This window comes from Roseovarius sp. MBR-154, assembly GCF_053628595.1.
Genome location: NZ_JBRJGR010000035.1, coordinates 1 through 23206 on the forward strand (window position 1 = coordinate 1; position 23206 = coordinate 23206).

Here is a 23206-nt window from a genome sequence, read left to right on the forward strand (position 1 = left end):
AGCAGCTGAGGAAGCTCTTGATTTTAGGGGTTTGAGACCGGGTTACTTGTGGCGGTAGCCGCCGGTCAGGAAATTTGGTTTCCCGCACCGCGCGCAACAGAATGTGCTATGCTGGCCGTGTATGCCGTGGGGTGGGTGGTCGCAAATTGCGCGCGGTGGCCAATCCGGCCCTGAGCGGCGGCTTCCACAACTGGTGCAGTGCCTAGGAAAATAGGACATTGTTAGCCTCCCATGACGTTGTGCTGACCGGGCGCACCGCGCGCCCGGTCAAAGGACAAACGCTATTTGCCCTGCTTTGCGTGCCACCAACCGGCGTTCGCACGCTGTTGGTCTGCGTAGTTGGGCATCTTGGGGATGTACTGGTTGTTGCCGTAGGCAGCTTTGCCTTTGTCGTATGCGTTGGACATATCTACTCTCCGTTTCAAGTTTGGTTGCTGTTGACCACAACACTGTTCAAGCGCTGTGATGCTTCCAAACATGACGACTAGAAAACTCGCCGTCGAGATTTCTACATCCCCCAAGCCTCTGTGTAGAATGAATTTTTTCCTGTAGGTTTTCTGTAGTCTCTGAATGTCTGAGGTTTTTTGCGTACGCCTTTAGGAAGAAATTTCGGCGCGAAGAGCCGGTCAAGCGATCCCGCAGGAGCCTGTGGCGACGAGGACAGCGCTTGAGGGGGTCGCAGCGCCCTACCCTACCGTCAGCCCTGTTTGATCGCATCAAACGGGGCTGCCCCCCGGCGAGGGGCTTCTTTCGCCCGTCAGGGCGTCTTCCTTTGAGCGGTTCCGAGCCCGTCCATTCCAGCCATCGTTTTGCGTTCTATCGGATGTGTCGCGTGACGCAGCAGAACAGCTCGCGTCAATGGCCTGCCCGCTCCGTTCGCTGCGCTCCCGTGTTGGTCATGACCCGCACGGCTTGAGCAATCCGAGTCTCCGACCGCAACGGCTGGAATGAACCAGCCCGAACACGAAAGGAGACTTTTCATGACAAACTCAACTCTCAACCGCCCGCTTTACCGCGTGACGTTTTCGCGAATCACCGGACAGGACAGCCAGGGCCGCGACGAGCTCGCCCGTCCCAAGGAGATCGGTGCCGTCTGGCCCCGAAAGGGCGGCAAGATCGGCGGCGTCCTTCAGCTCGACATCATCCCGATCGAGCTGACGCAACGCCAGGGTGTGATCTTCCTCGTCCCCGTGGACGGGAAAGATCAAGGAGGTGCGCAATGAGCACCTCCCCTCCCCTCGCGGAGCAGAATGACCGCTTTCGATCACGGCTTGGCGTTCCGGTCTTTGGCACAGACCTTCTCGGTCGCTTCGTCTTCACGCGCGGCATCGAAGCGCTCTCGCCGGAAGCCCAGATTGAGCTCTGGTTCCTGGTGCGTGACTTCGATGATTTCACCGAAGACAACGACCCCTACGGCGAGCACGACTTCGGCGCGATCGAACACCCGGAAGCGGGCACTGTGTTCTGGAAGATCACCTACTACGATCCTTCTTTTCCGACGGCCAGCCCAGACCCGTCCGACATCACGCAGACGCGTCGCGTCCTGACTGTGATGCTTGCGGAGGAATGGTGATGACCGAGCATCGCGTGATCCAATGGGAAGGCCGGGACATCCGGCTTTCCTACACGCCGCGATGGGCAAAGCAGATCGACCATGTCGAGCTGCACGCCCTCGATGGCGCAGCGCTTCCCGTGACTGAGACCGGGTATCGGTCGCACTTCTTCGGTCCCGTCGATCCCATCCTGACGATGGACGAGGTGGAGACGATGATGCGCGACTGGCTGGACAGTGAAGCGGCAAAAACCGCGTGGCAGGAGCACCTGAACGCCACGCAACAACTCAGCCTCTTTTGAGGCTGAGTTCGCCGTCAGGCGAACGCGCAAATTCCAACCTTTCAAAATACTGGCAAACGTATGGGCGTTATGGTAAAACTTCACAATAAAGAGAGTAGCCAGATATGTTTTTGTGTCACGAATTGAAAATTCGCTTTGACAAAAACGCGGCTCAATGAGCCGATCTGGTCAGGATTAGGGGGGTCTCTTCCCACCCCCCTCCTGAACCAAACCCCAGGGCTGAAGCCGCGTGCAAGGCACCCGGCTGGCCAAAGGCGCTAGAGGATCGTGACCCGATCCCGCCCCTTCGGCCCCTGCCCCACCAGGCAAGCGAGGCGCTTGCGTAGAGAGGAGCGATGGCACGACCGAAGAAACCGACGAATGACAAGCGCGCGCAATGGATCAAGGCGCGCGTCTCGCCTGCCGAGCACGCAGAAATTCTTCTGCGCGCGGCCGAGGCGAGCTTGTCGTCGTCAGAGTTTCTTCGTCGTTCCGCCCTCTCCACCGAAGTGGTGGTGCAGCAGGGCGCGCGGGCTGATTTCGAGACGATCGATCAGCTTCGCCGGATCGGGGTCAATCTCAACCAGCTTGCGCGCGTGGCCAACAAGACCGGCTACATGCCGGACGGCCTTGAGAAGGCGTTGGCCAGGGTGGATCAACTGCTCGACAGGATGATCGAGCTATGATCCCCCGCGTCGGTCCTGGGGGAGCCTCCTTCCAAGGTGCAGGGCTCTATTATCTGCACGACAAGGACGCCCTGACCTCCGAGCGCGTGGCGTTCACCCATACGCTCAACACCCACACCGACAGTCCCGACCGGTCGCTGAAGTTGATGGCGTGGACGGCGTTGCATCAGCGCGAGCTGAAGCAATCGACCGGGGTGGCTGCCACGGGACGGAAGCTTGAAAAGCCCGTCTATACCTACAGCCTTGCCTGGGCGCAGGACGAGACCCCTTCCCGCGAGGAAATGGTCCGGGCAGCGCAGGACAGTCTGAAGGCGCTCGGGATGGAGGATCGACAGGCGGTGCTGGTGTCGCACAACGACACGCAGCACCCGCATATCCATGTGATCCTCAATCGTGTTCACCCGGAGAATGGCCGTGCCGCCAGTACCTCGAAAGACCACCTGAAGCTTTCGAGATGGGCGGAAGCCTATGAACGCGACCAGGGGAAAATCCGCGTTCATGCACGGGTGAACCATAATGCGCGGCGTGATCAGGGGCAGTTCGTCAAGAACGAGAACATCACGCGCGAGGAATATGATTGGGTCAAGCAGCATCGCTCGCTTGATCCTGAGGCCATCAGGGACGCCAGGAGCACCCGACAGGCCAATGAGGCGTCCGAGTTGCGGAACCGCCTCACACGCCGTCAGAGCGCTTTGGAGGCGGCTCTACGACGCGACTATGCCAAACCCCGCGCCAAGCTGGACAAGGAGATCAGCGCGCTTGAGGAACGGATTGGCAAGAAGGGGCTGTTTCGGTCGGTGGTGCGCAAGCTCTTCGGTGCTGAAAAGCGCGACCAGGCCCAACTGGCCAGCCTGAAGGCGTCAAAGGACGCGATCGAGGCGCGGATGGTCGAGCGCCGCGATGCTCTCAAACAGGACTATGCCCGCGACTGGGAAAAGATGGAGCGCAGGCATGCGGCCGAGCGGATACGCGATGAGCGCATGATCGAGCGCAAACGCTCTGAAGGATCACGTGGGCGATCGGGTGAAGTTGCGCGGAAATCCTTCCGCGTGCGCGCCAATACCGAGACAGCACAGCACGCCCCTGCCCCATCGGAACGCGACCGCATGGCCAAGGCGCTCTCTGAGGCCGCGCGCAAGGCTGAGACTGAAGATGACGGCAAGACACGGGAGGTTTCGGACAAACGGCTTGAGCGAGCCAAGCGCCGCGCCGAAGGCGCGAAGCGCAGTCGCAGCCGTCCGAGAAACCGGGATCGCGACAAGGGGTTCGAGCGGGATTGATGCAAAGCGCTAAGGCGCTCTGCATGCAATCATGCAATTAAGAATTCGTAGTTATATCCTAGAGCCGTATTACTTTGAGTTATCTGCAAAGCTCTTGAGGTAATTTTTCCTGTCAATGTTTTTGCGGGTGCAGAGGATGCATCGTTCACGACTACGTCTTCGCCAATGGTGGGAATGATTGGTGAGGAGGTGCTTTTGAAGTCGAATGCGACTCGATCACCGTCCTTTATGAAAATGAGCTTCACATTGAATTCTTCGTGTAACATATCCACCTCCCTTTTGCATGCAAACATGCTTACATGTTTTGCGCCTTGTAGGCTTCCCACATCTTCAGGAAAAGTTGCTTCTTCGCGCCATGGCTGAAGCCATACTCCCTACCCGCTTGTTCGCTAAATTCCTCGAAGACGGTCTTCGGGATGCGAACCTGAAGCGGCTTAAGATCAACCTTCTCCGGGCGCGTGTCTTGGGCGATCACGTCCGGCGTATTATCGGCCGGAGGTGGTGCGCCCTTGGAACTTTTGAGCTTAGTGATGTTCGTAGCCATTACGCCACCTTCCTTTCGTGAAGTTCTGCCATCTTGTCGATCACGCTCTGCGCCAGCTTGGACGCGCGCTCGTTCAAAGTGCGGAACGAGGTCTCTGTGATGGCTTTTCCACCATCCGAGGCCGATCCATAAGCCGTGGAGACGCCAACGTCGCCTTCAAGGACGTGATAGCCCGCTTCGGTGAGATATTGCCTTGCGGCGGCATTCTCCCGCTCGCTACCCGTGGTCTTGAACATAGCAAAGGCGATCTTGTCGATCGGGATGCCCTTCTTGCGCAAGGCATGGGCCAGGACGACGCCAGGATGAAGATCATCCACCGTCTGCCCTGTCGGGATCACCACAAGATCGGCGGCCAAAGCAATCTCGGCGGTCTGATCCGAGGCATTGGGCTTGCCGTCGAGAATCAACGCATCAAAGCGCGGCGCTTCGGCAAGCGCAGTCTTCACCGTGGCAAAGCTCTGCACCTGAAGTTCAGGCGTGATGCCCCCTTCGGCGCGCCGTCCTGCCCAGTGGGTGCAGGTCTGCTGTTGTGTGTCGAGGTCTGCGATCTTGGTGGACAGGCCACCGGCGACGAATTCTCGCGCCATCATGCGGGCGAGGGTGGATTTTCCCACGCCGCCTTTCTGGGACACCATTCCGATTATGTAGGTCATATTTTCTGCTCCGCGTCTTGTCGCTATTTTTGACCATGCTAGCACGCTTGCCCACATCGCGCCAAGCATGTTTGGGGCTTTTCCACAAAGGCGCTATGCATGCAAGCATGCTTAGCGCTTATACGCCCCGCGCTTCTTGCAGAAGGCGAGGAAGTGCTTGTCGGGGTCTTTGACGGAGATCGCTTTTTCGAGCACCCAGGAGCGCCATTCATCTTCGAGGTGGTGCATGTCCCAGCCAGGGGCAAGACGGCGCGCATCTTCATGCGTGTCGGGCGCAAGGCGCAAGGACGAGAGCGGCAAGGGCAGGGCGCTCTGGTGCGTTTCCTTCTTCGGCCGAACGATCACAACGTCATCTTCGATCAAGAAGGTATAGTCGGGCATGTGATCATGCTGGCCATCATCGTCGATGATTTTTCCAAGCAGGCGGCGAAATTCCTTCACCGTCGAGCTGGAACCGCATTTGTCGCGCAAGAGCTCAAGGCCGATCTTCCACTGGCTTTGCGCCCCGCAATGCTTGCGCGCGATCTCATAGAGGCGGCGCTCAAGGGGTTTGCGCAGGAAGAAATACTGCCTGTTGAGGGTCAGAACATTGTTGTTCTCGATCGCATCGAACACCCAATCGGCGAGCGTGATCTCTACATCGAGCATGCGCCCGTCGCGTGTCTCACGGACGATTTCAAAGGCGCTGATAAGCCCGAAGGCGCTCAAGTGCTCCTTACCCCCTTGGCGGATGCTCGTCTCGATCTCCGTGCCTTTCAGGCGGCGCAGGGCATCGCGTAGGAGCTCATAGCCGCGCCCCGAGGTTTGACGGTTGGTCGCAACCAGCAAATCATGCGCCTTGAAGCGCACATGGCGGCTGACCTTTCGGCCTTCATTGAGCGCGCCGATGCATTGGCTGATGCAGTAGATCAGAATGTCCCGATCGTGCACGGTAGCGAGCCCCTGGCGGGACGGGGCGATCTGAATCCAGTTTTCACCGCGCTCATAGCGGCGGGTGCGCATGTCTGGCTTGGTTGAGAGTGAGAATACAGGGTGTTCCATCGACGCCATGTCAGCCTTTGGCACCGCGTCCACAATGTCACAGACAAACAGATCGCGCTGCGGATGCCGATCCGGCAAGAGCGGCGAACGGGCAGGGAGCACAGCGCTTTCATTCGTCATTTCACACACCAGGATTTTGTTTGCGGTTCGTCACTTCACACACCTTGGACTACTATCGTCACTTCACACACCGGTCGTCAAGATTCGTCACTTCACACACCGTCTCAGCCTGTGGATAACTTTGCAAGCTCTTCGTCATTTCACACACCGTCTTTCGTCATTTCACACACCATCTTTCGTCACTTCACACACCGATTTCGGAAAATCAGCCCGATTCCACATGCATTTTCAACATGTTACCGCACCCTCAAAATTGTGTAACTCTATATTAACTCTATTTAACTCTCTCACAGCTCTTCGAGCTGCTTCGAAAAGGCATCGGCCTAGTCGGCCGATAACCATCATGCGCCCCTTCGCCCCGATGGGGCGAACCCGCGCCCCCCACCATAAAAGAGGCTTCAGGACTCACCAAAAGCAGATGTGCAAATCGCAGACACGTCCTTGCTTTCATGAAGCCCTAAGACCATCACGAACCCCGCCACAAGGGGTGGGTGCTCGCCATGCTCAGATGCTTCGCATCTTGCGCGTGGCTCCGCTCCCGCTTCGCGCCCTTGCAGCGTGAACCGTGCTGTTCTTTTTTCGGGCTCAAGCAAGGGACGGCTCCGAAAGCAGATCAACTTTCACTTTCCGCCGAGGCTCCTGGCGGATAGGGCAGCGCACCAAACCGACAGGACGGCGCTTCGACCCCTATGGGGTGTAAGGCAAATACAGGGGGTAAAATGCTTAGAAAAGGCGACTCGAACGTGACGCTTGACGTAAGGCGTCATTTTTGCTATCTTGGTAAGCAACGATGATCCTGGGTTACAGAGACAAAAAAACCGAGCAGTTTGCGAACGGTGAGTTGGTGAAAACCTTCCAAGGCTTTGCCGATCAGGCAGAGCGGCGGCTTGCCATTCTCAACGCGGCAACGTCTCTCGATGATCTTCGCATGATGCGCAGCAACAGGCTTGAAGCGCTTCGTGGTGACAGGGCAGGGCAGTACTCCATCCGCATCAATCAGCAATGGCGTATCTGCTTCACCTGGCCAGACACCGACCCAGGACCATCCAACATAGAAATCGTGGATTACCACTAAAGGAAAAGGAGAAAACTATGTTCAAACGAGCCGTACATCCCGGCGTGATCCTCAAGGATGAGCTCGACGAGCTTGGCATCACGCTCTCAGAGTTCGCCCGTCAAATTGACGTGCCTGCAAACCGCGTTTCACAGATCATCAGCGGCAAGCGTGCCATCACTGGCGACACCGCCTTGCGCTTTGGCCATTGGTTTGGCACCGACGCGCAGTTCTGGATCAATCTGCAAGCGCAGTTCGATCTGGCCGTTGCTGACCAGGAGACGGGCGAGCAGATCAAGAAGCTGCCGACGCGGGCAAGTTTTCCGGCACGGCCGCAGGACGAGCAGCCGAGACTGGTCTGAAGCAGCATGAGTGCGCAATCATTCATTCAAAGCGCGTTGCATGCAATCATTCATCTTAAGATTCTGAATTTCAAAGCTATTTCATAAGCCTATGTGTTTATTGAATTTTATTGCTACTGACCTAATCTAAATGCTACGATGGAAGGCGCAGTTCGATATTTACGACTGTGACGAGGAAACCATGAGCAAAAGCTACACGTTGTACATCAAAGCCTATACCCCCGAGACCATCCCTATGGCTCGGCTGGCTCAGTACATGCAAAACCTGGCGGCTTTGCTCGGGCATGACACGGCTGTTCACTTCGACACTCTGAAACCTGGAAGCACGCAGCTTGTCACGAAGATCGACCATGAAGACGTGCCAAAAGTTGCTAGCCACCTTGCCCAAGTAAAACGCGGCGAAGGGAGCCCCGAAGCGACCAAAGCACAGACTGAAATCGACCGCTTGCTCGCAGAAGATAACGCGACCGGTTTTGTCTACGAGGACGAAGACGAGACCGCCGAAATTATTGCTTTCCCAGGCGTGACGCGCCCAAAGCCCACAACATTTGGACCGTTCAACCAGGAAGGCTCGCTCGATGGCATCTTGATCAGCGTGAGCGGTGCAGATCAGACCGTACACCTCCAGCTTCAAAACGGCGAAATCAAATATACGGGTATCGACACCAATCGCGAGACCGCACGCCGTCTTGCCAAGCACATGTATGAACCGGTGCGCGTGTTCGGCACGGGTAGGTGGTTGCGAGACCAGGAAGGGACGTGGGTTCTTAAGAAGTTCAAGGTTGAGAGCTACAACGTCCTCGCAGCCGATGATCTGAAAGATGCCATCGACCAGATGCGCCAGATCGAAGGCAGCGAATGGAAGGACATGGACGATCCGATTAGTGCCCTGAAAGCGCTACGAGAAAAGGGTAACGGTTTGCACTAATGGTTGTTTTCGATAGCTCAGTTCTGCTTCTTGTCCTTGACCGGAACGCCAAGCCGCCCAACGATCCCGCAACGGGACAACCTTTGAACAAAGCCGCCAAGCGGATCGAGTATCTGATCGAAAACCTGACATCCGACAAAGAAAAGATCGTCATTCCGACGCCAGTCTTAAGCGAGGTTTTGGTACATGCTGGCGAGGCAATGCAGCCATATCTCGATATATTAAACGGCCAAACCGCTTTTCGGATAGCGCCTTTTGATCAGAAGGCTGCGATTGAAGCTGCCCTTGCCATGAGCGATGCGATCAAGCGTGGCGGGCATCGCGTCGATGCTGCAAATCCCGAGGTGACAAAAACCAAGATCAAATTTGATCGCCAGATCGTCGCCATCGCCAAAGCTGAAGGAGCTCACGCAGTCTATTCCGATGACGCTGACGTGCACAGCTACGCCAAGCATGCCGGTTTGGACGCATACCGGACTGCCGATCTCGATCTACCTCCTGAAGACCCTCAACAGTCCTTGGACTTCGACCCCACAGAATAATAATTTTGGCATGCAACGCGCCTTGCATGCATGCGGTCCTCTTTGCGTGTGGATAGCTCGCCGCGAATCTCTATTTTGCAAGTGCAACTCTAGGTGACGGCTGTTAGACTTCCAAAAACAATAAGGAAATCTCGATTTGAGCAGTGAGATCGCAAGCCAGGGCAGCCTATTTACTTCCGACTTTTTGACCGAGTCCATTCAGAACGTTTCGGAGTGGAACACCCTTGGCGATGCTGATCTTGACCAGTTTGGCAAGATTGTCCGATCGGTCTTCGACCGCTTCCCAATCTCCCAGACACCCAATGAAAGCCAGACCGAAGACGATCTGATCTGGCCAATCCTCGAAGCGCTTGGCTGGACGGAATCGCTACGCCAGCAAAACTTGTCACCGAAGGGGCGCGAAGACGTGCCCGATGGTCTGCTGTTTGAAAGCGTTGAAACGAAGGCCAGGGCGAACGGCTTCCCCGAAGAATGGAAGCGATACGAGTTTGGCCGCGCCGTGGTTGAGTCCAAAAGATGGGCGCGCCCACTCGATCGGCGATCTGGCCGACGTGGAGAGGAAACCGCGCCCTCGACCCAGATGCTCCGCTACTTGCGCCGCATCGACGACATAACGGGCGGTACACTCCGTTGGGGCATTCTGACCAACGGTTCAAAATGGCGGCTGTATTTCTCAGGCGCTCGATCTGTCTCCGAGCAATTCTTCGAGCTCGACATCGCCGCGATCCTCGACCTACCTGGGCACAATGACGGGCTTTTCGCACTCAATGAGGACGATCACCGTCACTGGCTGAAGGTCTTCTATCTTGTTTTCCGGCGCGAAGCCTTCGTGCCTGCGGGCGCTGATCCGCGCACCTTCCACGAAAAAGCCCTCGAAGAAGGCAAGTTCTACGAAGAGCGCGTTGCCGAAGACCTCTCCAACAAGGTTTTCGGGGAGGTGTTCCCCGATCTGGTGCGCGCGATCGTCAAGGCCGCGCCCGAGGCCGATCTACAGGCTGTGCGCGAAGCAGCCTTAATCTTGCTCTACCGCCTCTTGTTCATCCTCTACGCCGAAGACCGTGATCTCTTGCCGGTCAAGGACACACGCTATGACGACTACGGATTGCGCAACAAAGTGCGCCTCGATGTCAAAGAGCGCAAAGACAAGAACGATGTCTTCTCAGAAACCGCCGCGCGCTATTGGGGCGCGATGGCCGATCTGTTCATCGCGATCGACCAGGGGGACGCCTCGATCGGCTTGCCGCCCTACAACGGCGGACTTTTCGACCAGGAGCGGCATGCGATCCTGACCAACATCCGCATCCCCGATGCGGTGATGGCGCGCGTGATCGACGCCCTGTCCTTCGAAGTGACTCCCGAGGGGCGAAAATACATCAACTACCGCAACCTCTCGGTGCAGCAGCTTGGCTCGATCTATGAGCGGCTCCTCGAATATGAGGTGACGCGCGATGGCGATGAAATCACCGTTCAGCCGAACATCTTCGCCCGCAAGGGATCGGGCAGTTATTACACGCCCGACGACCTGGTGCAGCTCATCCTGACCGAGACCCTTGAGCCACTTGTTGAAGAGCGCAAGCGGGCCTTCAGGGACAAGATCAAAGAGCTGGAGCAGCGTGACTTGGCGGACGATCGCAAGATCGGCCAGCTCAGAATTCTTGATCCGGCGACCGCGCTTCTCGACCTGAAAATCTGCGACCCTGCCATGGGCTCCGGCCACTTCCTTGTGAGCTTGGTCGATTTCATGGCCGACCAGGTGATCACCGCCATGGCCGAGGCCGAGCTCGACGCGCCCGAGGAATGGGGTGACTACATTTCGCCGCTTGGCGAGCGGATCGACACGATCAGAGGCACAATCCTTGCCAACGCCGATGAACGTGACTGGACGATCGACGAGGAACAGCTCGACGACCGGCACATCATTCGCCGTATGGTGCTCAAGCGTTGCATCTATGGCGTGGACAAAAACCCGATGGCTGTGGAGCTCGCCAAGGTGGCGCTGTGGCTGCATACCTTCACCGTGGGCGCGCCGCTGTCCTTCCTCGATCACCATCTTCGCTGTGGCGACAGCCTCTTCGGCTCCTGGGTCAAGAAGGGGATCGACAAGGCCGCTACCTACGGCACGCCGCTCTTGCTGCATGAGCCGATGAAGCGTGCCCTGCGAGCGGCATCCAAGATGCAGATCGTTGAAGGGCTGACAGACGCGGAGATTGCCGAGGCGCACCGATCGGCGGACGTGTTTGCGGAAGTAGAGGATATGACCGCGCCGCTCGATGCGCTCCTTAAGCTGATCCATGCGATCGACTGGCTCGACATCAAGGACAAGGCGGACACGGCCGCACTCAAAATCTTCTTCGACGGCCAGTTTGGCGATCCGCTCGACATTGCCATGGGCAAGAAAGAGCCCAAGACCAAGCGCGAAGAGGGGCAGCGCTTTGCAGAGATTCTAGGCCAGGCGCGCATGCTGATCGCAGAGGAAAACTTCCTCAACTGGCAAGTGACCTTTCCAGGCATCTGGTCAGACTGGGAAGAAGACGAGCTGACAGGCGGGTTTCATGCCGTGATCGGCAACCCGCCATGGGATCGGATGAAGCTGCAACAGATCGAGTGGTTTGCCGAACGCCGTCCTGCGATCGCAATGGCCGCGCGCGCGTCCGACAGACAGAAGTTAATCGCCGCCCTCGAAAAAGCAGGCGATCCCTTGGCACAGGACTATGCCAAGGCGTCAGAGCGTGCCGAGGCAGGAACACGCATGGCACGCAAAGGCGGGGATTTCCCCTTACTCTCGGGCGGTGACGTGAACCTCTATTCGCTCTTCGTTGAACGCGCGATGACCGTGGTCAAGCAAGACGGGCTGATCGGCCTGCTTGTCCCGTCTGGTATCGCCTCAGACAAGACCGCCGCTAGGTTCTTTAAGGGAGTGGCGACTGAAGGGCGACTGAAGGCGCTCTATGACTTCGAGAACCGGCGTACACGTTATGATTTGAAACCCTTCTTCGAGGACGTGGACAGCCGCTTCAAGTTCTGCGCTTTCGTAGCCAGCCCGACGCCGACAGAAGAGGCCGCGCGCTGCGCGTTCTTCCTTCAAGCTGTGAGCGAGCTTGCTGATCCTGAAGTTTGCTTCTCGCTTGGCGCCGAGGACTTTGCACGTGTGAATCCAAACACGGGCACTGCACCGATCTTCCGATCGAAGCGCGATGCCGACCTTACCAAAGCTATCTACGCTAGTGCTCCTATTCTTGTTGATAGGTCTAGCGGAGAGGAAGAGAAAGCTTGGCCGGTTAGGTATTCTACGATGTTCCATATGACCAACGATTCCGAGTTATTTCGGACACGTGCCGAGCTTGAAGATCAGGAGGGAGGCTATCCCCTTGGGGGCAACCTTTATGGCAGCGCTTCAGGCAATTGGTTGCCGCTCTATGAAGGCAAGATGGTTCAAGCATTTGATCATCGCGCCGCGAGTGTGTTGATCAATCCTGCAAACCAACACCGTCCAGCACAGCCATTCCCTGCAACTGTCGAGCAACATGAAAATCCTGCATGGGTTCCCGACCCGCAGTTCTGGGTTCCGTCGAATAAGTGCGGCTGGGAGCGTAGCGAAGGATGGGCTCTGGGTTTCAAGGAAATTACTGCGCCGACTAACGTTCGTACCATGATCGCAGCTTTGTTCCCGTTGGTGGGCTTCGGAAACAAAGTGCCCCTACTTACACCACTAGGTGAAGATCGTCACGAGTGGTTGTTATGCGCCAACTTCAATGCTGTGCCATTCGATTATGCAGCGCGGCAAAAAATCCAAGGCCAGACGCTTAATTTGTTCATTGTGGAGCAGCTACCGGTCATTCCACCTGACCGTTACGACGAAGTTCATTTCGGTCCGAAAACGGCTTCGGAGGTCGTCCGTGAAGCAGTGTTGGAGTTGACCTACACAGCTCATGATATGGCTCCTTTCGCGCGGGACATGGGCTATGTGGACGAGGCTGGAACCGTGAAGACCCCCTTCACCTGGGATGAAGAGCGCCGCCTTGCCTTGCGTGCCAAGCTCGATGCAGTCTTCTTCAACCTCTACGGCATCACCGACCGCGACGATATCCGCTACATCTACTCGACCTTCCCGATCGTCGAGCGTGAAGAGCGGGCTGCCTATGGCGGTAAATACCGCTCTTGCGAGCTATGCCTGGCCCACATGAATGCACTTGCGGCCGGAAACCCCGACGCGGAGATCGAGCTATGAGAATAGATAATGGCAGCAGGTGAGATTCTCCCAAGATACCAATCCTACGATGGCAGTTTTCGGTTTTACGATCGATTGAACGAGCTGCTTAAGTTGGATGGATTGCTATCGGTAAAAGTTGCATCCGCTTACGCTAGATGGGACGGTCTTGGCTTAATTTCGGAAAGCTTGGAAGCTTTCCTTAGTGCAGGAGGAAGTGCTGAGTTTGTCTTCGGATTCGACAATGGAGTGACATCACCGGATAGCTTTTTATATGGCCTATATCTTGCGGATATCTTTGGCTCCAATGTGTATGTTGGGGCGGTCACTGATAAATTTGATAATGCGACTTTTCATCCAAAAGTATACCAATTCTGGTACGGAAATCAGGTTATCATTATAATAGGTTCGGCGAACCTTACCGGAGCAGGTATCAGCAGAAACATAGAAATGGGCGCAGAGATTGTTTTGCAATCATCTGAAGCCGATGAATGGAATATTTCCTGGAGTGGCATTCGGGCCCTTTCTGAGAAGGCTGATATCGAGTTTGTTCGAAAGGCAAAACTCGAAGGCCGGATGTCGTCGGAAGGGTCAGTTCAAAATTCTGGCAAGAATAAGCATACTGGCCTATTTATTGATGTAGGCGCTCAAGCTGCTCCAAAGCCACTGTTCTCCAAATTTCTAGGTATTAAAACGCCTAGAAAGAGAGACGCCGCGCTTCGACGCCTTGATCCGGCTAGCGATCGCCCGCACCAGTTGTATCTTCAGATACTAGAAAACGAAACCGGCGGGCAGGGGACGGGAAGTCCAGGATATCAAATCCAGCTACCCGTTGCGACGTTGTCCGCTTTTTTTGGTGTCGGCCCTTTGCAGTCTCAGGATGTTATCTTTCGGTTCCCATCTGAAGAAGTGCGGGTCAAGCTTACACATTTCGAGAATAACACGCATCGAGTTCGCCTTCGTCCTTTGCGCGATGTGGTCCGTCCAACAATAGTTCGGTTCGAAAGAAGCGCATCAAACGAATATAGCTGTCACATTGTTCCGCGCAGAGAATATTCAGAAACATTACGAACCAAATGCACACAACAGACTCGGGCGGGAGCTCGTAGGTGGGGCATCGAATGACATCGCTCTTGCGTGCATAAATCAAGACTTATGCACGCTCAATCCAAGACAACGATTTCAATCGCTTGGATCGTGCAAAAATTGCGTTCATAACTCACCGAAGGGTATGGCGGTGATTGACAACATTTTTGACAAAGATTGCCATTTCATGTTAAGGTGATCCGATAAAGGAGGATGACCTATGGCAACGATGAATGTTTCCCTTCCTGATCCGATGAAGAACTGGATCGAAGTTCGCCTGAAGGATGGGAGCTTCAGCAACACGAGCGACTACGTGCGTCACCTCATTCGCCGCGATCAGGAGCGCGCACAGGCTATAGAGGCTTTGCAGCGCGGAATCGATGAAGGCGTGAAGAGCGGCGATCCAGAGCCGTTCAACTTCAAGGCGTTCAAGGCGCGGATGCGGGAGCGACATGCCCGTAAGTAGCCTGACCGCCTACAGGCTGACACCGTCCGCCCAAGACGATCTTGAAGACATCTGGCTTTACACGGCTCAGCAGTGGTCGATGGAGCAGGCCGACCGCTATACCGACATCCTGGAAGATACCTTCGATCGATTGCTCTTCATGCCGGAGATGGCGCGCGAGCGTCCTGAGTTCGATCCGCCTGTCCGCATCCACCCAAGCGCTGAGCATCTGATCATCTACCGGATCGAGGGTGATCACCTCGCGATCTTGCGCGTCCTTGGCGCGGGACAGGACTGGCAAGCGATCTTGAGGGCGGTGGACCAATGAAGATCGGCTACGCGCGCGTTTCCACCTCCGGCCAGACCCTCGATGCTCAGCTCGAACAGCTTCACGCGGCGGGGTGCGATCCCGTATTCAGGGAGACGATGAGCGGTGCGCGGAATGATCGGCCCGAGCTGAAGAAAGCCTTGGCCACCCTCTCTGAAGGGGACGTGCTGCTTGTGACGCGGCTTGATCGGCTGGCACGGTCAACCCGCGATCTTCTGGATATCGTCCACACGATCGAAACCCAGGGCGCAAAGTTGAAGGCGCTTGCTGATTCATGGGCAGACACCACCACGCCTACCGGCAAGCTCATTCTCACCGTCTTAGGCGGTCTTGCGGAATTTGAGCGATCCTTGATAGCCGAGCGCACCGCCGAGGGCCGCGATCGTGCCAGACGGGCGGGGAGACGGCTAGGCAGACCCCCGAAGCTCACACAGCATCAACGCGAAGCGGTTCTCAAGATGCGCCGTGAGGGACAGGACAATGCTGAGATCGCCCGTGTTCTCGGGGTATCCCGCTCAACGGTTTCTCGCATCAAGTGACGCTGCAAAGCTGATCCCCTGAAATCGGACAACAGATTGAGCGTGTCATGCAGGGGCACGCTTTTCCTTTTTGCGCCGGGACTTTGAGCGCGCCCATCACGGCCTTCTTTACTGGCATCCCTGGCAGAGCCCCCCATCCCTGGCAACGGCATGCGCCGTCTTTTCGCTTCGCCCGCCCCTTCGGGGTGCAAGGGCTGTTTGGCTCTGCCTCTCCGGTCGCCATCAGGCCGCGACGATCGCGGCTTCAAAGACGCGAAAGGAAAAAGCTCATGGCCCGCACAACACAGAAATTCGATGTCCATCAGGAGATCACCACTCGCATCGTCGATGCTATCGAAACCGCCGGAGACTTCCGGCTCCCCTGGATCAAGAACACAGGCGGCAGCTTCGCGCGTCCTGTCAACGTTGCCTCGAAGAACCCCTACAACGGCGTCAATATCGTGAGCCTGTGGGTGTCTGCCCTGGCCGCCGACTATCCCTCCAATGTCTGGGGCACGTATCGCCAGTGGCAGGAGAAAGGCTGCCAGGTGCGAAAGGGCGAAAAATCCTCGCTCGTCATCTTTTATAAGACCTTCGAGGTCGAAGACGTGAATGAGCAGACCGGCGAGGTCGAGGCTGGCGGGCGCATGATTGCCCGAGCAAGCCGCGTCTTCAACGCTGCCCAGGTGGAAGGTTTCGAGATTATGGCCGAGGAACTTCCAGAAGAACCTGCGTTCGACCCGATCGAGCGCGCCGAAGCCTTTGCCGCTGCCACTGGTGCACGGATCGAGGAGGGAGGCGACAAGGCATGCTTCATCCCGTCCCTGGATATGATCCGCATGCCAGATCGTCGTCGCTTTACCGGTACGGAGACCACTACCGCTGCTGAAGGCTTTTATTCGACCCTCGCGCACGAGCTGGTGCACTGGTCGGGGGCAGAAAAGCGGTTGGACCGCGATCTTTCCGGCCGCTTTGGCGATGAAGCCTACGCAATCGAAGAGCTGATCGCCGAGCTTGGCGCGGCGTTCCTTTGCGCTGATCTCGGGATCACGCCCGAACCGCGCGAAGATCACGCCTGCTACATCAAGAACTGGCTGGGTGTCCTGAAGAACGACAAGAAGGCGATCTTCACCGCCGCCGCCAAGGCGTCCCAGGCATCGACCTGGCTCCTCGCTCACGAGGACGGTGCGGCGTAAGCCGCACCTATTTCTTCTCGCCCTTGAGCGTCATGAAAGGCGCTTTGCATGCAAATTGTCGTGCCGTTCATGGAAGGGCGCTTCGACCCCCATGGGGTGTAAGGCAGATACGGGGTAAAGTCACAAAAGGTGTATTATATATTAGCTACAGCGACCTATTGCAGAGCTGTAAAAGGCAGAACGGTTATACCTTTGCCGTCGCATAAATCAGCTGAGAGCATGAGCGGTGATCCACCAGAAAGAGCAACATGCCGGTGATAGCAGTTACTCACATACGTGCGTGCAGGTATCCTGGCGTCTACATCGAAGGCAACAAAACCATCCTTGACGGAAAAAATTGCCAACCGGCCGTCTGGGGAGAAATCAAGCCGCGTAACCTCTCCCACAGTTGGATAGGGCGCTTGGAAAATCGTTTCAGGTGTTGACGAGTAAGCAGTTTCTAGCATCATGAAGTGCGCAAAAGCCTTTGGTATGGGCGAACCGATTTCCTTTTTCCCCACGATGTACAGTGATGCATCTGAAGGATTGAAAGCGATCTGACGCGGTGTAATACTAAAATTCGTAAACATGCTTAGCCTGTTTACGAAGGTTTCTTTCCGCCAATCGAATATTTGAAGGTCTCCATCGGCCGTTTCTGATATGGTTGCTATCGTGTTGCCATCATCGGAAAATGAGAGGACTTGTACACCTTCATTGCCCCGGCTTCGGCGTTTTCGCGCCTTTTCAAGCTCACGCGCCCTAGCTGTTTGTTCTCGGAGCAATTGATTGGCGGTCGAACATTCTGGGGAAATCGCCATGCTGACGCCTGGACAAGCTTCGTCACGTTGGGCTTGATAGTAGGGGAGAAGATCGCCATCTGAGACCGAAGGATCGGTGGTGTAGGACTTCTCTAGAACACCATCGCCAACCCGACGGACGTAGACTTTTTTGTCGGCACCGCCGTAGGCAACCAGGTTGCCATCGGGAGAAAAGCTTACGTTGGTACCGGTTAGCTCATTTCTTGCCGAGCTGATGCTGTCGCCAAATATTCGGATTTGTTTTTGCTGTCCGATCGACCATATTCGTGCCGTGTGATCCGAGGAGCCAGAGGCAAGAAGGTCGCTGTCTCTAGCAAAATCGAGGGAGTGAACTCTTCCCTCGTGCCCTGCAAGAGTAGCTACTAGAATCCCAGAATCCGCGAAGTAAACCCTTACAATCCAATCAGAATCTGCGATCGCTACGTACTTTCCATCATTGGAAAATGCCACTGCGTCAGGAGGATATTTCCCTGTTGGTAGATGAACGGGTTCTGCGCTTACAGGGGCTGACGAGATTACTGGGCTAACCTGAGAGACTCTCGGTTCACTTCTAGGCGCACGGTTCTCTCCCTCGGGTTCTGGTACCCGCGCCACCGAGGGTTCTGGACGTGAGCTCTCGTTTACGTCAGCGCTTCGCAAAAACAACCACGTCAGCGTGACCGCCGAGGAAAGTAAGGCAACAGCTCCTATGCTCACCTTTACAAGCGGACGTTTCGAAACAGCGTTGGTGCCTTGCGGTTCCGATCGTAATTCAACGTCGGAGACTATCGGTTCAGGTTTCGAAGCGTCCGCCTCTGCAATAGACTTGATTACTTCCTTAGTTTTTTGGGCATATCGATCGGCGAAACCCTCATTGCCGTACCTAGACAAAAAATCGACAGTAAATTCGTACAGCTCGTGTGGGAAGGTAGCACCAGCGAAGCGGGTCGAGTCCGTCTTGTATTCAAGTCCCTTCTTGAAGTGCCGTAGAAAAACGGACTCCAGTTGCTCCTTGATATCGTCAGGTTGGTCTCCGATCCTTATCTCGATGTAGGGTATCAACAAGACTCTCTTGGAGTTTGAAATAGAGACGAACTCGCCAGGATTGCAATTTCCATCGAGGCCCACGCGCTTAAGTCGAAAGGCAGCACGAAACTCTGCGTGCAGGAATTTCCGCATATTCTGGTTCGCTAAAACTTTACTGTTCAAGGCTCTACTCTGATTTATGGCGACGGTTTGGCGGAATGTGGCTTTGGGTGGTAGAAAGTTGAAATTACTTCACCAGTTTTTGGATCGTAGGCTGTTTTGGCCGGACCTCCAATGCGATACAGCTGATCATTTTGCGCCCATTCTTCTCGATATTTCATGCCTGGTTTGCCTTCTACGTAGACTACGTACGCCGGTCCGTCCCGTCTATGAGCTTTGCCGTTCACGTACCAACTCTCGCTTAGTTTTTGACCGGTGTCCTCGGACCAAGTTGTATGTGCTGGACCGTTTGCTCGCGAGAGCTCGCCGTCTTGATACCAAGACTCAGCAACGATCTGATCTCCTACTTCGTTCAACTCATGTACAACTGTATATACCTGCTCGTTTTCATCACTCGTACTCATGTCATAATTATATGAAATTGAGAGAGAAAATGAAAATTTTGGCCTCAAAGGAGCGGCTGCCTTGGGTTTCATTGGTTTCGTCATCATTCGATGGGCCTCGGCCTTGAGGCCGACGTGCTGGTGATAGATTTCATTGATCAACGCAATCGCCGGAACTCTCTGGTGAGACCGCCCTTTTCCTGATTCTTGGCGCGCTCTTGTGCGGGGCGCTCGAAGGACACATCACGAAATGGCTTGTCCCGTGATTGATCGCGGAGGCGCTCAGCCTGATTTTTCTCTGAACGATCAATCCAGGCAATACGGGCCTCCTGGCGCTTGCGGACATTCTTCTGAGCTTGCCGTGTGAAGTTGTTTGAATTGGCGACATCCTTCGGCTTGTGATCCCTCTGCGGGCTGTAATGTTCGGCAAACAAGCGTCGCGTCTCATTGTTTACAAGGTCTTTGTACTCGTTCTTGTATCGCTTTTGGGAAAGCTGGCGCAGCCGTTCGGCTTGTCGCTCGATCTCCTGAAGGCGTTGCCATTGCTCCGGGGAGCGGAATGCTTCAGCTTCTGCCTTGCGTCGGGCGTCATCGAATGCCTGTTTCATTCTTTCCGCAGACGGGGAACGAGGCGGCGGGCCATCAAAATTTGATTGGAAGCTCATGGATTTGATATCCTGTTTTCATGGCTACATTTTCAGACACAGACGAGTTGAGAACCTTCCTGAGACGGATCAAAACCTACGAACAGTTCTGGGATGCGAAGGAGCCTGCTTTTTACGATGTTGAGCAAAAGGCATTCTGGGACGAACAGATTGAACAGGGCAATGACCCTGACAGCATCCTTCGCGCCCTGAAAGCGGGCGAGGTCTGGGCCTTCGTGCGCGAGCGTGAAGAGCGAGAAGGCCATCGACTGCACTAGCTCCGGCGGAAGGTGATCAATGGGCACTGGCCGTTCGGCGGCCGCAGGGTAAAGCTTCCAGTCAGACCAACATATTCACACCGGCTGTAATGCGGGCGGCCTGCAAATTCCTGGTAGCTGTAGGACCACCTGAAATGCGGATCACCGACCTGGACACTTGCCAAGGCAAGACAGGCCGCGACCGGCACCCAGAAGAAATGAGTCGGTCTGAACAGCCATGTGCGCTTTGATGTCTTGATCTTCCCGACGCGGTTTTTGTGGCGCACGGTGTTGGGCTTTGCGCCCTTGCCGTAGGTGATGGTGATGTTTGGCGTGAAGGGCAGCTTGCCGCCTTCCAATGGGTTGGGAGCCAGCTCGTCCCCCCAGGGACCTATTTCGTTCTGAGCGAGTTTTTTCGCGCGGATCGGGGGCAGACCATCGACCAGGATGATCTGCTCATCGCGCGGCATCTGAAGAATTTCAGACGCGGTCATCAAAGGCCGTCCTTGGTCACTCAGGTTCTTGGTGTTTTCGCCGTTCTTGCCGTTCGGATTGATGGATTCCGCCACTCCCGGCCCCATGCCAAGGATTTTTGACAGACGTTCGGCATCTTCATGTTTCGAGACCCCCATGATCTGCTTCACGCCGCACTGGGTTTCGATCGTCTCGGCCGACTTGTCGCCGAATTTTTTACGGATTTCAGATTCCGCCTGGGCGATGAATTGGATGCGCCCGCCATAGGCGCGCAGTTTTGTGAACTCTTCAACGAGGCTCTGCACAGGGGAGTTGGTCGCTTCATCGACGATGAATCTCACCGGAGTAGACGGCTTTGTTTTCGTCGCCTGAAGAAAGGCGGTCAGATGCAGCATCGTGTTGGGGGCCAACACTTCGCCGCCTTCCTGGCTGCCAACGATGAAGACCGCCATGCGACCGGACTTGATCGAGGCATGATCGAAATCACTTCCCTCGCCGACACCTTCGAGCAGTCCGCCTTCTTCGTAGATTTCAACGCGCCGCCGTGCGGTGCTGAGGAAATCGTCATAGTGCTCAGGGCTTGATTTCTTGCGCATGAAAATGCGCGTTGCCAGATCGCCCAATGCGCCCGACGCTTTCGAGCTGGCCTTCAAGGCGTCTCTCAGCATTTGTTCTGATGACAGAAGCCGCCATAAGCCGGTTGGTGTGCAATCTTCCGGTGTATACTGTGCAAGCGCCAGAAGGCCGAAGGTGAGAAATTCCCGTTGTCCATCTCGCCAGAAACGGCCTTTGGGATCGTCAGCGGGTTCGGGCTCCAGTGTCAAGGCGAGCTCGCGCGCCATCATGCTGGCTCGTGCTTCATGTTGCATGAAAGCATGCTTGAATGGACCAAACGGGTTGACGCGTGTTTTTTTCAAGCTCGTCACATCACGATCATCGATCACAACACATTTGATGCCATGCCCTTCGAGGGCGGGAACGGACTGTGCGCTGATTTCCCCGTCCTTGTTGTCGATCGTGATTACCGTGCCCCCGTCAGGCGATAGCGCAGCATGCATGACAGATGGCACAACGGCGCAGGTGGTTTTACCCGCCCCACTAGGGGCGAGATGTTTCCAATGCGGAATGTGCAGTTTGTGGGGGCCAAATAACGCCCGTCCGTTCAGGGCAAGCCCCAAAGGCGGCTCGATCGGATCGAACATCCCCGCGCGTTCAAGATCGGCCTCGGTGGCCCAACCGGCGGTATGCAGCCCTGATCCGCTTTTCTTGAAATTATTGACTTCACGTCGTGAGACGAAATCCCGACCCACTGCGACTGCCGCTCCTAGCGTCATCGCTGAGGCCGAGATCATCATCAAACCACCCATGCCGTACCAGCCATAGGCATAGGGGTCAAAATCCCCTTTGGGCAAGAGAGACCAACCCGCATATCCGAATGTGACAGCCCCAAGAGCCTTGGCGTTGATGTTCCAGATGAATGATTGATTTTCCATGAGAGAGCTCCGGCAAACAAAGAACAAGGGCGCAAGCAATGCCTGCGCCCTCTCTTTCCTACTGACGTGCGTCGAGCGCGTGGCTGACCGCATCCTTGACGGCGCGCAGCGTGGTGATCCGGCCGTAGAGCGTGCCTTCGTCTCCACGCATGGCGAGAGAATGCACTTTCAACGTGCCGAGCATGGCGGAGGCGGCAATCGCTCCAACTGCGAGTATGACCAGGGTCAGGATTTCGGCCGTGTAGAGGTACCGAAAGAAGGCTGTGGTGAACCCGATCAGGCCGAGGCCAATGCCTCCGCAGAGCAGCAAAAGCGGCTGCTTAACGGAGACGAGCTCGACGTTCTTGAGCTCGTAGGTTCGGCGGGGGGTCGTCAGGATGCGATCTGTCACCCGGAAACCATCCCCTTCGAAGAGAACCCCGCTCATAGTTGCACCCGATCAGCACACATGCGTGCATTGGCCCGCATGAGAGAGGCGAACTTCGTCACACCATTTTGCTCGATGAGACCGAAGGAACCTGCGAACAGCGCCCAGTCGTTACGGCTATCATTCGTTGCCGCAGCAACTTGGCAGGAACATTGATCAGGCGCGCTCTCAAGAGCCGCTTTACGTTGCCGTTTGATCGCGGCTTCTGCACGGCTTCGCGCTTCACGTGCTTCCCTTGCAACTCCGTTCATCGCCTGGACGGAACCGCTAAAGCCCCCGCCTGTAATCATATCGAGAAACTGCATGTGTTCAGGGTATTGTTGCGTCATGCCGCCCATATAGGCTCCGGCCGCTGCACCTTGGCGTTCGATCTCGGACGATTGGGAGACCTGAGCGAGCTTGCCCTCAAACGAAGATGCAATGCTTGTTTCCAACATGCGTTCGCAGGCTGGAACATAGTCAATCCGCGCGATGCGGCCGGCTATTTCAGGGCCGGTTGCGAAGTAAGAAAGTCCGCCCCAGGCGATGGCCGCGAAGAGTGCGCCAGCCGGGGCGATTTCTGAGAGTTGGTTCAGCATTGGCCGTTTCCTCATATTTGGCCAAGCCTTCCCCATCCGCTCCTTTTGAAAGCAGCTGAGGAAGCTCTTGATTTTAGGGGTTTGAGACCGGGTTACTTGTGGCGGTAGCCGCCGGTCAGGAAATTTGGTTTCCCGCACCGCGCGC

26 protein-coding genes are annotated in these 23206 nt (G+C 56.0%); 16 read left to right on the top strand and 10 right to left on the bottom strand.

Features of this window, described 5'->3' with window-relative positions:
* The first annotated feature begins 947 nt into the window (after positions 1-947).
* From ACSSV4_RS21785 to ACSSV4_RS21805, 5 genes are all read left to right on the top strand, one after another.
* The gene (locus ACSSV4_RS21785; RefSeq protein ID WP_454277166.1) at positions 948-1223 is read left to right on the top strand and encodes a hypothetical protein; all 276 of its coding nucleotides are present in this window, start codon (positions 948-950) and stop codon (positions 1221-1223) included.
* Complete coding sequence (locus tag ACSSV4_RS21790) at positions 1220-1573, top strand: DUF3768 domain-containing protein (protein ID WP_454277167.1); 354 nt, start codon at positions 1220-1222, stop codon at positions 1571-1573. Before ACSSV4_RS21785 ends, ACSSV4_RS21790 begins: the two co-directional genes overlap by 4 nt.
* The gene (locus ACSSV4_RS21795) at positions 1573-1854 is read left to right on the top strand and encodes a hypothetical protein (RefSeq protein ID WP_454277168.1); all 282 of its coding nucleotides are present in this window, start codon (positions 1573-1575) and stop codon (positions 1852-1854) included. The genes ACSSV4_RS21790 and ACSSV4_RS21795 overlap by 1 nt, the downstream gene beginning before the upstream one ends.
* A gap of 335 nt (positions 1855-2189) precedes the next feature.
* Positions 2190-2519 (top strand): MobC family plasmid mobilization relaxosome protein, encoded by a 330-nt coding sequence (locus ACSSV4_RS21800; RefSeq protein WP_454277169.1) that lies wholly within the window; start codon positions 2190-2192, stop codon positions 2517-2519.
* Entirely contained in the window at positions 2516-3799 is a 1284-nt protein-coding gene (locus tag ACSSV4_RS21805) for a relaxase/mobilization nuclease domain-containing protein (protein WP_454277170.1), read from the top strand. Before ACSSV4_RS21800 ends, ACSSV4_RS21805 begins: the two co-directional genes overlap by 4 nt.
* A 29-nt stretch (positions 3800-3828) precedes the next feature.
* Here ACSSV4_RS21805 and ACSSV4_RS21810 read toward each other — a convergent pair whose 3' ends face one another.
* From ACSSV4_RS21810 to ACSSV4_RS21825, 4 genes are read right to left on the bottom strand one after another with little or no spacing between them, the layout of a single operon-like run.
* Entirely contained in the window at positions 3829-4065 is a 237-nt protein-coding gene (locus tag ACSSV4_RS21810; protein WP_454277171.1) for a hypothetical protein, read from the bottom strand.
* Between the two features lie 29 nt (positions 4066-4094).
* The gene (locus ACSSV4_RS21815) at positions 4095-4343 is read right to left on the bottom strand and encodes a hypothetical protein (RefSeq protein WP_454277172.1); all 249 of its coding nucleotides are present in this window, start codon (positions 4341-4343) and stop codon (positions 4095-4097) included.
* The gene (locus ACSSV4_RS21820; RefSeq protein ID WP_454277173.1) at positions 4343-5065 is read right to left on the bottom strand and encodes a ParA family protein; all 723 of its coding nucleotides are present in this window, start codon (positions 5063-5065) and stop codon (positions 4343-4345) included. Before ACSSV4_RS21820 ends, ACSSV4_RS21815 begins: the two co-directional genes overlap by 1 nt.
* Positions 5066-5107: 42 nt before the next feature.
* Positions 5108-6157, bottom strand: a complete 1050-nt coding sequence (locus ACSSV4_RS21825; RefSeq protein ID WP_454277174.1) for a replication initiator protein A — start codon at positions 6155-6157, stop codon at positions 5108-5110.
* A gap of 790 nt (positions 6158-6947) precedes the next feature.
* Here ACSSV4_RS21825 and ACSSV4_RS21830 point away from each other — a divergent pair.
* The 10 genes from ACSSV4_RS21830 (at position 6948) to ACSSV4_RS21875 (ending at position 16823) form a co-directional block, all read left to right on the top strand.
* On the top strand, positions 6948-7232 hold the full coding sequence (locus ACSSV4_RS21830; protein ID WP_454277175.1) for a type II toxin-antitoxin system RelE/ParE family toxin: 285 nt from the start codon (positions 6948-6950) through the stop codon (positions 7230-7232).
* Between the two features lie 17 nt (positions 7233-7249).
* Positions 7250-7573 (top strand): HigA family addiction module antitoxin, encoded by a 324-nt coding sequence (locus tag ACSSV4_RS21835; protein ID WP_454277176.1) that lies wholly within the window; start codon positions 7250-7252, stop codon positions 7571-7573.
* Positions 7574-7754: 181 nt separating this feature from the next.
* Positions 7755-8501: a hypothetical protein gene (locus ACSSV4_RS21840; protein WP_454277177.1), complete on the top strand. Its 747-nt coding sequence runs from the start codon at positions 7755-7757 to the stop codon at positions 8499-8501.
* The gene (locus ACSSV4_RS21845) at positions 8501-9043 is read left to right on the top strand and encodes a hypothetical protein (RefSeq protein WP_454277178.1); all 543 of its coding nucleotides are present in this window, start codon (positions 8501-8503) and stop codon (positions 9041-9043) included. Before ACSSV4_RS21840 ends, ACSSV4_RS21845 begins: the two co-directional genes overlap by 1 nt.
* Positions 9044-9179: 136 nt before the next feature.
* Complete coding sequence (locus tag ACSSV4_RS21850) at positions 9180-13271, top strand: Eco57I restriction-modification methylase domain-containing protein (protein WP_454277179.1); 4092 nt, start codon at positions 9180-9182, stop codon at positions 13269-13271.
* Between the two features lie 75 nt (positions 13272-13346).
* Positions 13347-14375: a phospholipase D family protein gene (locus ACSSV4_RS21855; RefSeq protein ID WP_454277180.1), complete on the top strand. Its 1029-nt coding sequence runs from the start codon at positions 13347-13349 to the stop codon at positions 14373-14375.
* A gap of 181 nt (positions 14376-14556) precedes the next feature.
* Positions 14557-14802: a type II toxin-antitoxin system ParD family antitoxin gene (locus ACSSV4_RS21860; protein ID WP_454277181.1), complete on the top strand. Its 246-nt coding sequence runs from the start codon at positions 14557-14559 to the stop codon at positions 14800-14802.
* A complete protein-coding gene (locus ACSSV4_RS21865) occupies positions 14789-15109 on the top strand; it encodes a type II toxin-antitoxin system RelE/ParE family toxin (RefSeq protein WP_454277182.1) in 321 nt (106 codons plus the stop codon). The genes ACSSV4_RS21860 and ACSSV4_RS21865 overlap by 14 nt, the downstream gene beginning before the upstream one ends.
* On the top strand, positions 15106-15648 hold the full coding sequence (locus ACSSV4_RS21870) for a recombinase family protein (protein WP_454277183.1): 543 nt from the start codon (positions 15106-15108) through the stop codon (positions 15646-15648). The genes ACSSV4_RS21865 and ACSSV4_RS21870 overlap by 4 nt, the downstream gene beginning before the upstream one ends.
* A 269-nt stretch (positions 15649-15917) precedes the next feature.
* Positions 15918-16823, top strand: a complete 906-nt coding sequence (locus tag ACSSV4_RS21875; RefSeq protein ID WP_454277184.1) for an ArdC family protein — start codon at positions 15918-15920, stop codon at positions 16821-16823.
* A 155-nt stretch (positions 16824-16978) separates the two neighbouring features.
* Here the strand turns inward: ACSSV4_RS21875 and ACSSV4_RS21880 are convergent, their stop codons facing one another.
* From ACSSV4_RS21880 to ACSSV4_RS21890, 3 genes are read right to left on the bottom strand one after another with little or no spacing between them, the layout of a single operon-like run.
* Positions 16979-18778 (bottom strand): WD40 repeat domain-containing protein, encoded by a 1800-nt coding sequence (locus ACSSV4_RS21880; protein ID WP_454277185.1) that lies wholly within the window; start codon positions 18776-18778, stop codon positions 16979-16981.
* Between the two features lie 44 nt (positions 18779-18822).
* The gene (locus tag ACSSV4_RS21885) at positions 18823-19350 is read right to left on the bottom strand and encodes a hypothetical protein (protein ID WP_454277186.1); all 528 of its coding nucleotides are present in this window, start codon (positions 19348-19350) and stop codon (positions 18823-18825) included.
* Positions 19347-19796, bottom strand: coding sequence for a hypothetical protein (locus ACSSV4_RS21890; RefSeq protein ID WP_454277187.1), 450 nt, complete (start codon positions 19794-19796; stop codon positions 19347-19349). The genes ACSSV4_RS21885 and ACSSV4_RS21890 overlap by 4 nt, the downstream gene beginning before the upstream one ends.
* Positions 19797-19873: 77 nt before the next feature.
* Between ACSSV4_RS21890 and ACSSV4_RS21895 the strand changes: the two genes are divergently transcribed.
* Complete coding sequence (locus ACSSV4_RS21895) at positions 19874-20110, top strand: hypothetical protein (RefSeq protein WP_454277188.1); 237 nt, start codon at positions 19874-19876, stop codon at positions 20108-20110.
* On the opposite strand, the gene ACSSV4_RS21900 is transcribed toward ACSSV4_RS21895, so the two are convergent.
* From ACSSV4_RS21900 to ACSSV4_RS21910, 3 genes are read right to left on the bottom strand one after another with little or no spacing between them, the layout of a single operon-like run.
* Positions 20107-22056, bottom strand: a complete 1950-nt coding sequence (locus ACSSV4_RS21900) for a type IV secretory system conjugative DNA transfer family protein (RefSeq protein ID WP_454277189.1) — start codon at positions 22054-22056, stop codon at positions 20107-20109. The genes ACSSV4_RS21895 and ACSSV4_RS21900 overlap by 4 nt on opposite strands.
* 58 nt (positions 22057-22114) lie before the next feature.
* Positions 22115-22483, bottom strand: a complete 369-nt coding sequence (locus ACSSV4_RS21905; RefSeq protein ID WP_454277190.1) for a hypothetical protein — start codon at positions 22481-22483, stop codon at positions 22115-22117.
* Positions 22480-23061 carry a hypothetical protein gene (locus ACSSV4_RS21910; protein WP_454277191.1) on the bottom strand — a complete coding sequence of 194 codons (582 nt, stop codon included), beginning with the start codon at positions 23059-23061 and terminating at the stop codon, positions 22480-22482. The genes ACSSV4_RS21905 and ACSSV4_RS21910 overlap by 4 nt, the downstream gene beginning before the upstream one ends.
* Positions 23062-23206: the final 145 nt, after the last annotated feature.

Excerpts from the sequence above, each read along its gene's own strand:
- ACSSV4_RS21785 (WP_454277166.1), top strand. The coding sequence starts at position 948 with ATGAACCAGCCCGAACACGAAAGGAGACTTTTCATGACAAACTCAACT.
- ACSSV4_RS21790 (WP_454277167.1), top strand. The coding sequence starts at position 1,220 with ATGAGCACCTCCCCTCCCCTCGCGGAGCAGAATGACCGCTTTCGATCA.
- ACSSV4_RS21795 (WP_454277168.1), top strand. The coding sequence starts at position 1,573 with ATGACCGAGCATCGCGTGATCCAATGGGAAGGCCGGGACATCCGGCTT.
- ACSSV4_RS21800 (WP_454277169.1), top strand. The coding sequence starts at position 2,190 with ATGGCACGACCGAAGAAACCGACGAATGACAAGCGCGCGCAATGGATC.
- ACSSV4_RS21805 (WP_454277170.1), top strand. The coding sequence starts at position 2,516 with ATGATCCCCCGCGTCGGTCCTGGGGGAGCCTCCTTCCAAGGTGCAGGG.
- ACSSV4_RS21810 (WP_454277171.1), bottom strand. The coding sequence starts at position 4,065 with ATGTTACACGAAGAATTCAATGTGAAGCTCATTTTCATAAAGGACGGT.
- ACSSV4_RS21815 (WP_454277172.1), bottom strand. The coding sequence starts at position 4,343 with ATGGCTACGAACATCACTAAGCTCAAAAGTTCCAAGGGCGCACCACCT.
- ACSSV4_RS21820 (WP_454277173.1), bottom strand. The coding sequence starts at position 5,065 with ATGCTTGGCGCGATGTGGGCAAGCGTGCTAGCATGGTCAAAAATAGCG.
- ACSSV4_RS21825 (WP_454277174.1), bottom strand. The coding sequence starts at position 6,157 with ATGACGAATGAAAGCGCTGTGCTCCCTGCCCGTTCGCCGCTCTTGCCG.
- ACSSV4_RS21830 (WP_454277175.1), top strand. The coding sequence starts at position 6,948 with ATGATCCTGGGTTACAGAGACAAAAAAACCGAGCAGTTTGCGAACGGT.
- ACSSV4_RS21835 (WP_454277176.1), top strand. The coding sequence starts at position 7,250 with ATGTTCAAACGAGCCGTACATCCCGGCGTGATCCTCAAGGATGAGCTC.
- ACSSV4_RS21840 (WP_454277177.1), top strand. The coding sequence starts at position 7,755 with ATGAGCAAAAGCTACACGTTGTACATCAAAGCCTATACCCCCGAGACC.
- ACSSV4_RS21845 (WP_454277178.1), top strand. The coding sequence starts at position 8,501 with ATGGTTGTTTTCGATAGCTCAGTTCTGCTTCTTGTCCTTGACCGGAAC.
- ACSSV4_RS21860 (WP_454277181.1), top strand. The coding sequence starts at position 14,557 with ATGGCAACGATGAATGTTTCCCTTCCTGATCCGATGAAGAACTGGATC.
- ACSSV4_RS21865 (WP_454277182.1), top strand. The coding sequence starts at position 14,789 with ATGCCCGTAAGTAGCCTGACCGCCTACAGGCTGACACCGTCCGCCCAA.
- ACSSV4_RS21870 (WP_454277183.1), top strand. The coding sequence starts at position 15,106 with ATGAAGATCGGCTACGCGCGCGTTTCCACCTCCGGCCAGACCCTCGAT.
- ACSSV4_RS21875 (WP_454277184.1), top strand. The coding sequence starts at position 15,918 with ATGGCCCGCACAACACAGAAATTCGATGTCCATCAGGAGATCACCACT.
- ACSSV4_RS21880 (WP_454277185.1), bottom strand. The coding sequence starts at position 18,778 with ATGCGGAAATTCCTGCACGCAGAGTTTCGTGCTGCCTTTCGACTTAAG.
- ACSSV4_RS21890 (WP_454277187.1), bottom strand. The coding sequence starts at position 19,796 with ATGAAACAGGCATTCGATGACGCCCGACGCAAGGCAGAAGCTGAAGCA.
- ACSSV4_RS21895 (WP_454277188.1), top strand. The coding sequence starts at position 19,874 with ATGGCTACATTTTCAGACACAGACGAGTTGAGAACCTTCCTGAGACGG.
- ACSSV4_RS21900 (WP_454277189.1), bottom strand. The coding sequence starts at position 22,056 with ATGGAAAATCAATCATTCATCTGGAACATCAACGCCAAGGCTCTTGGG.
- ACSSV4_RS21905 (WP_454277190.1), bottom strand. The coding sequence starts at position 22,483 with ATGAGCGGGGTTCTCTTCGAAGGGGATGGTTTCCGGGTGACAGATCGC.
- ACSSV4_RS21910 (WP_454277191.1), bottom strand. The coding sequence starts at position 23,061 with ATGCTGAACCAACTCTCAGAAATCGCCCCGGCTGGCGCACTCTTCGCG.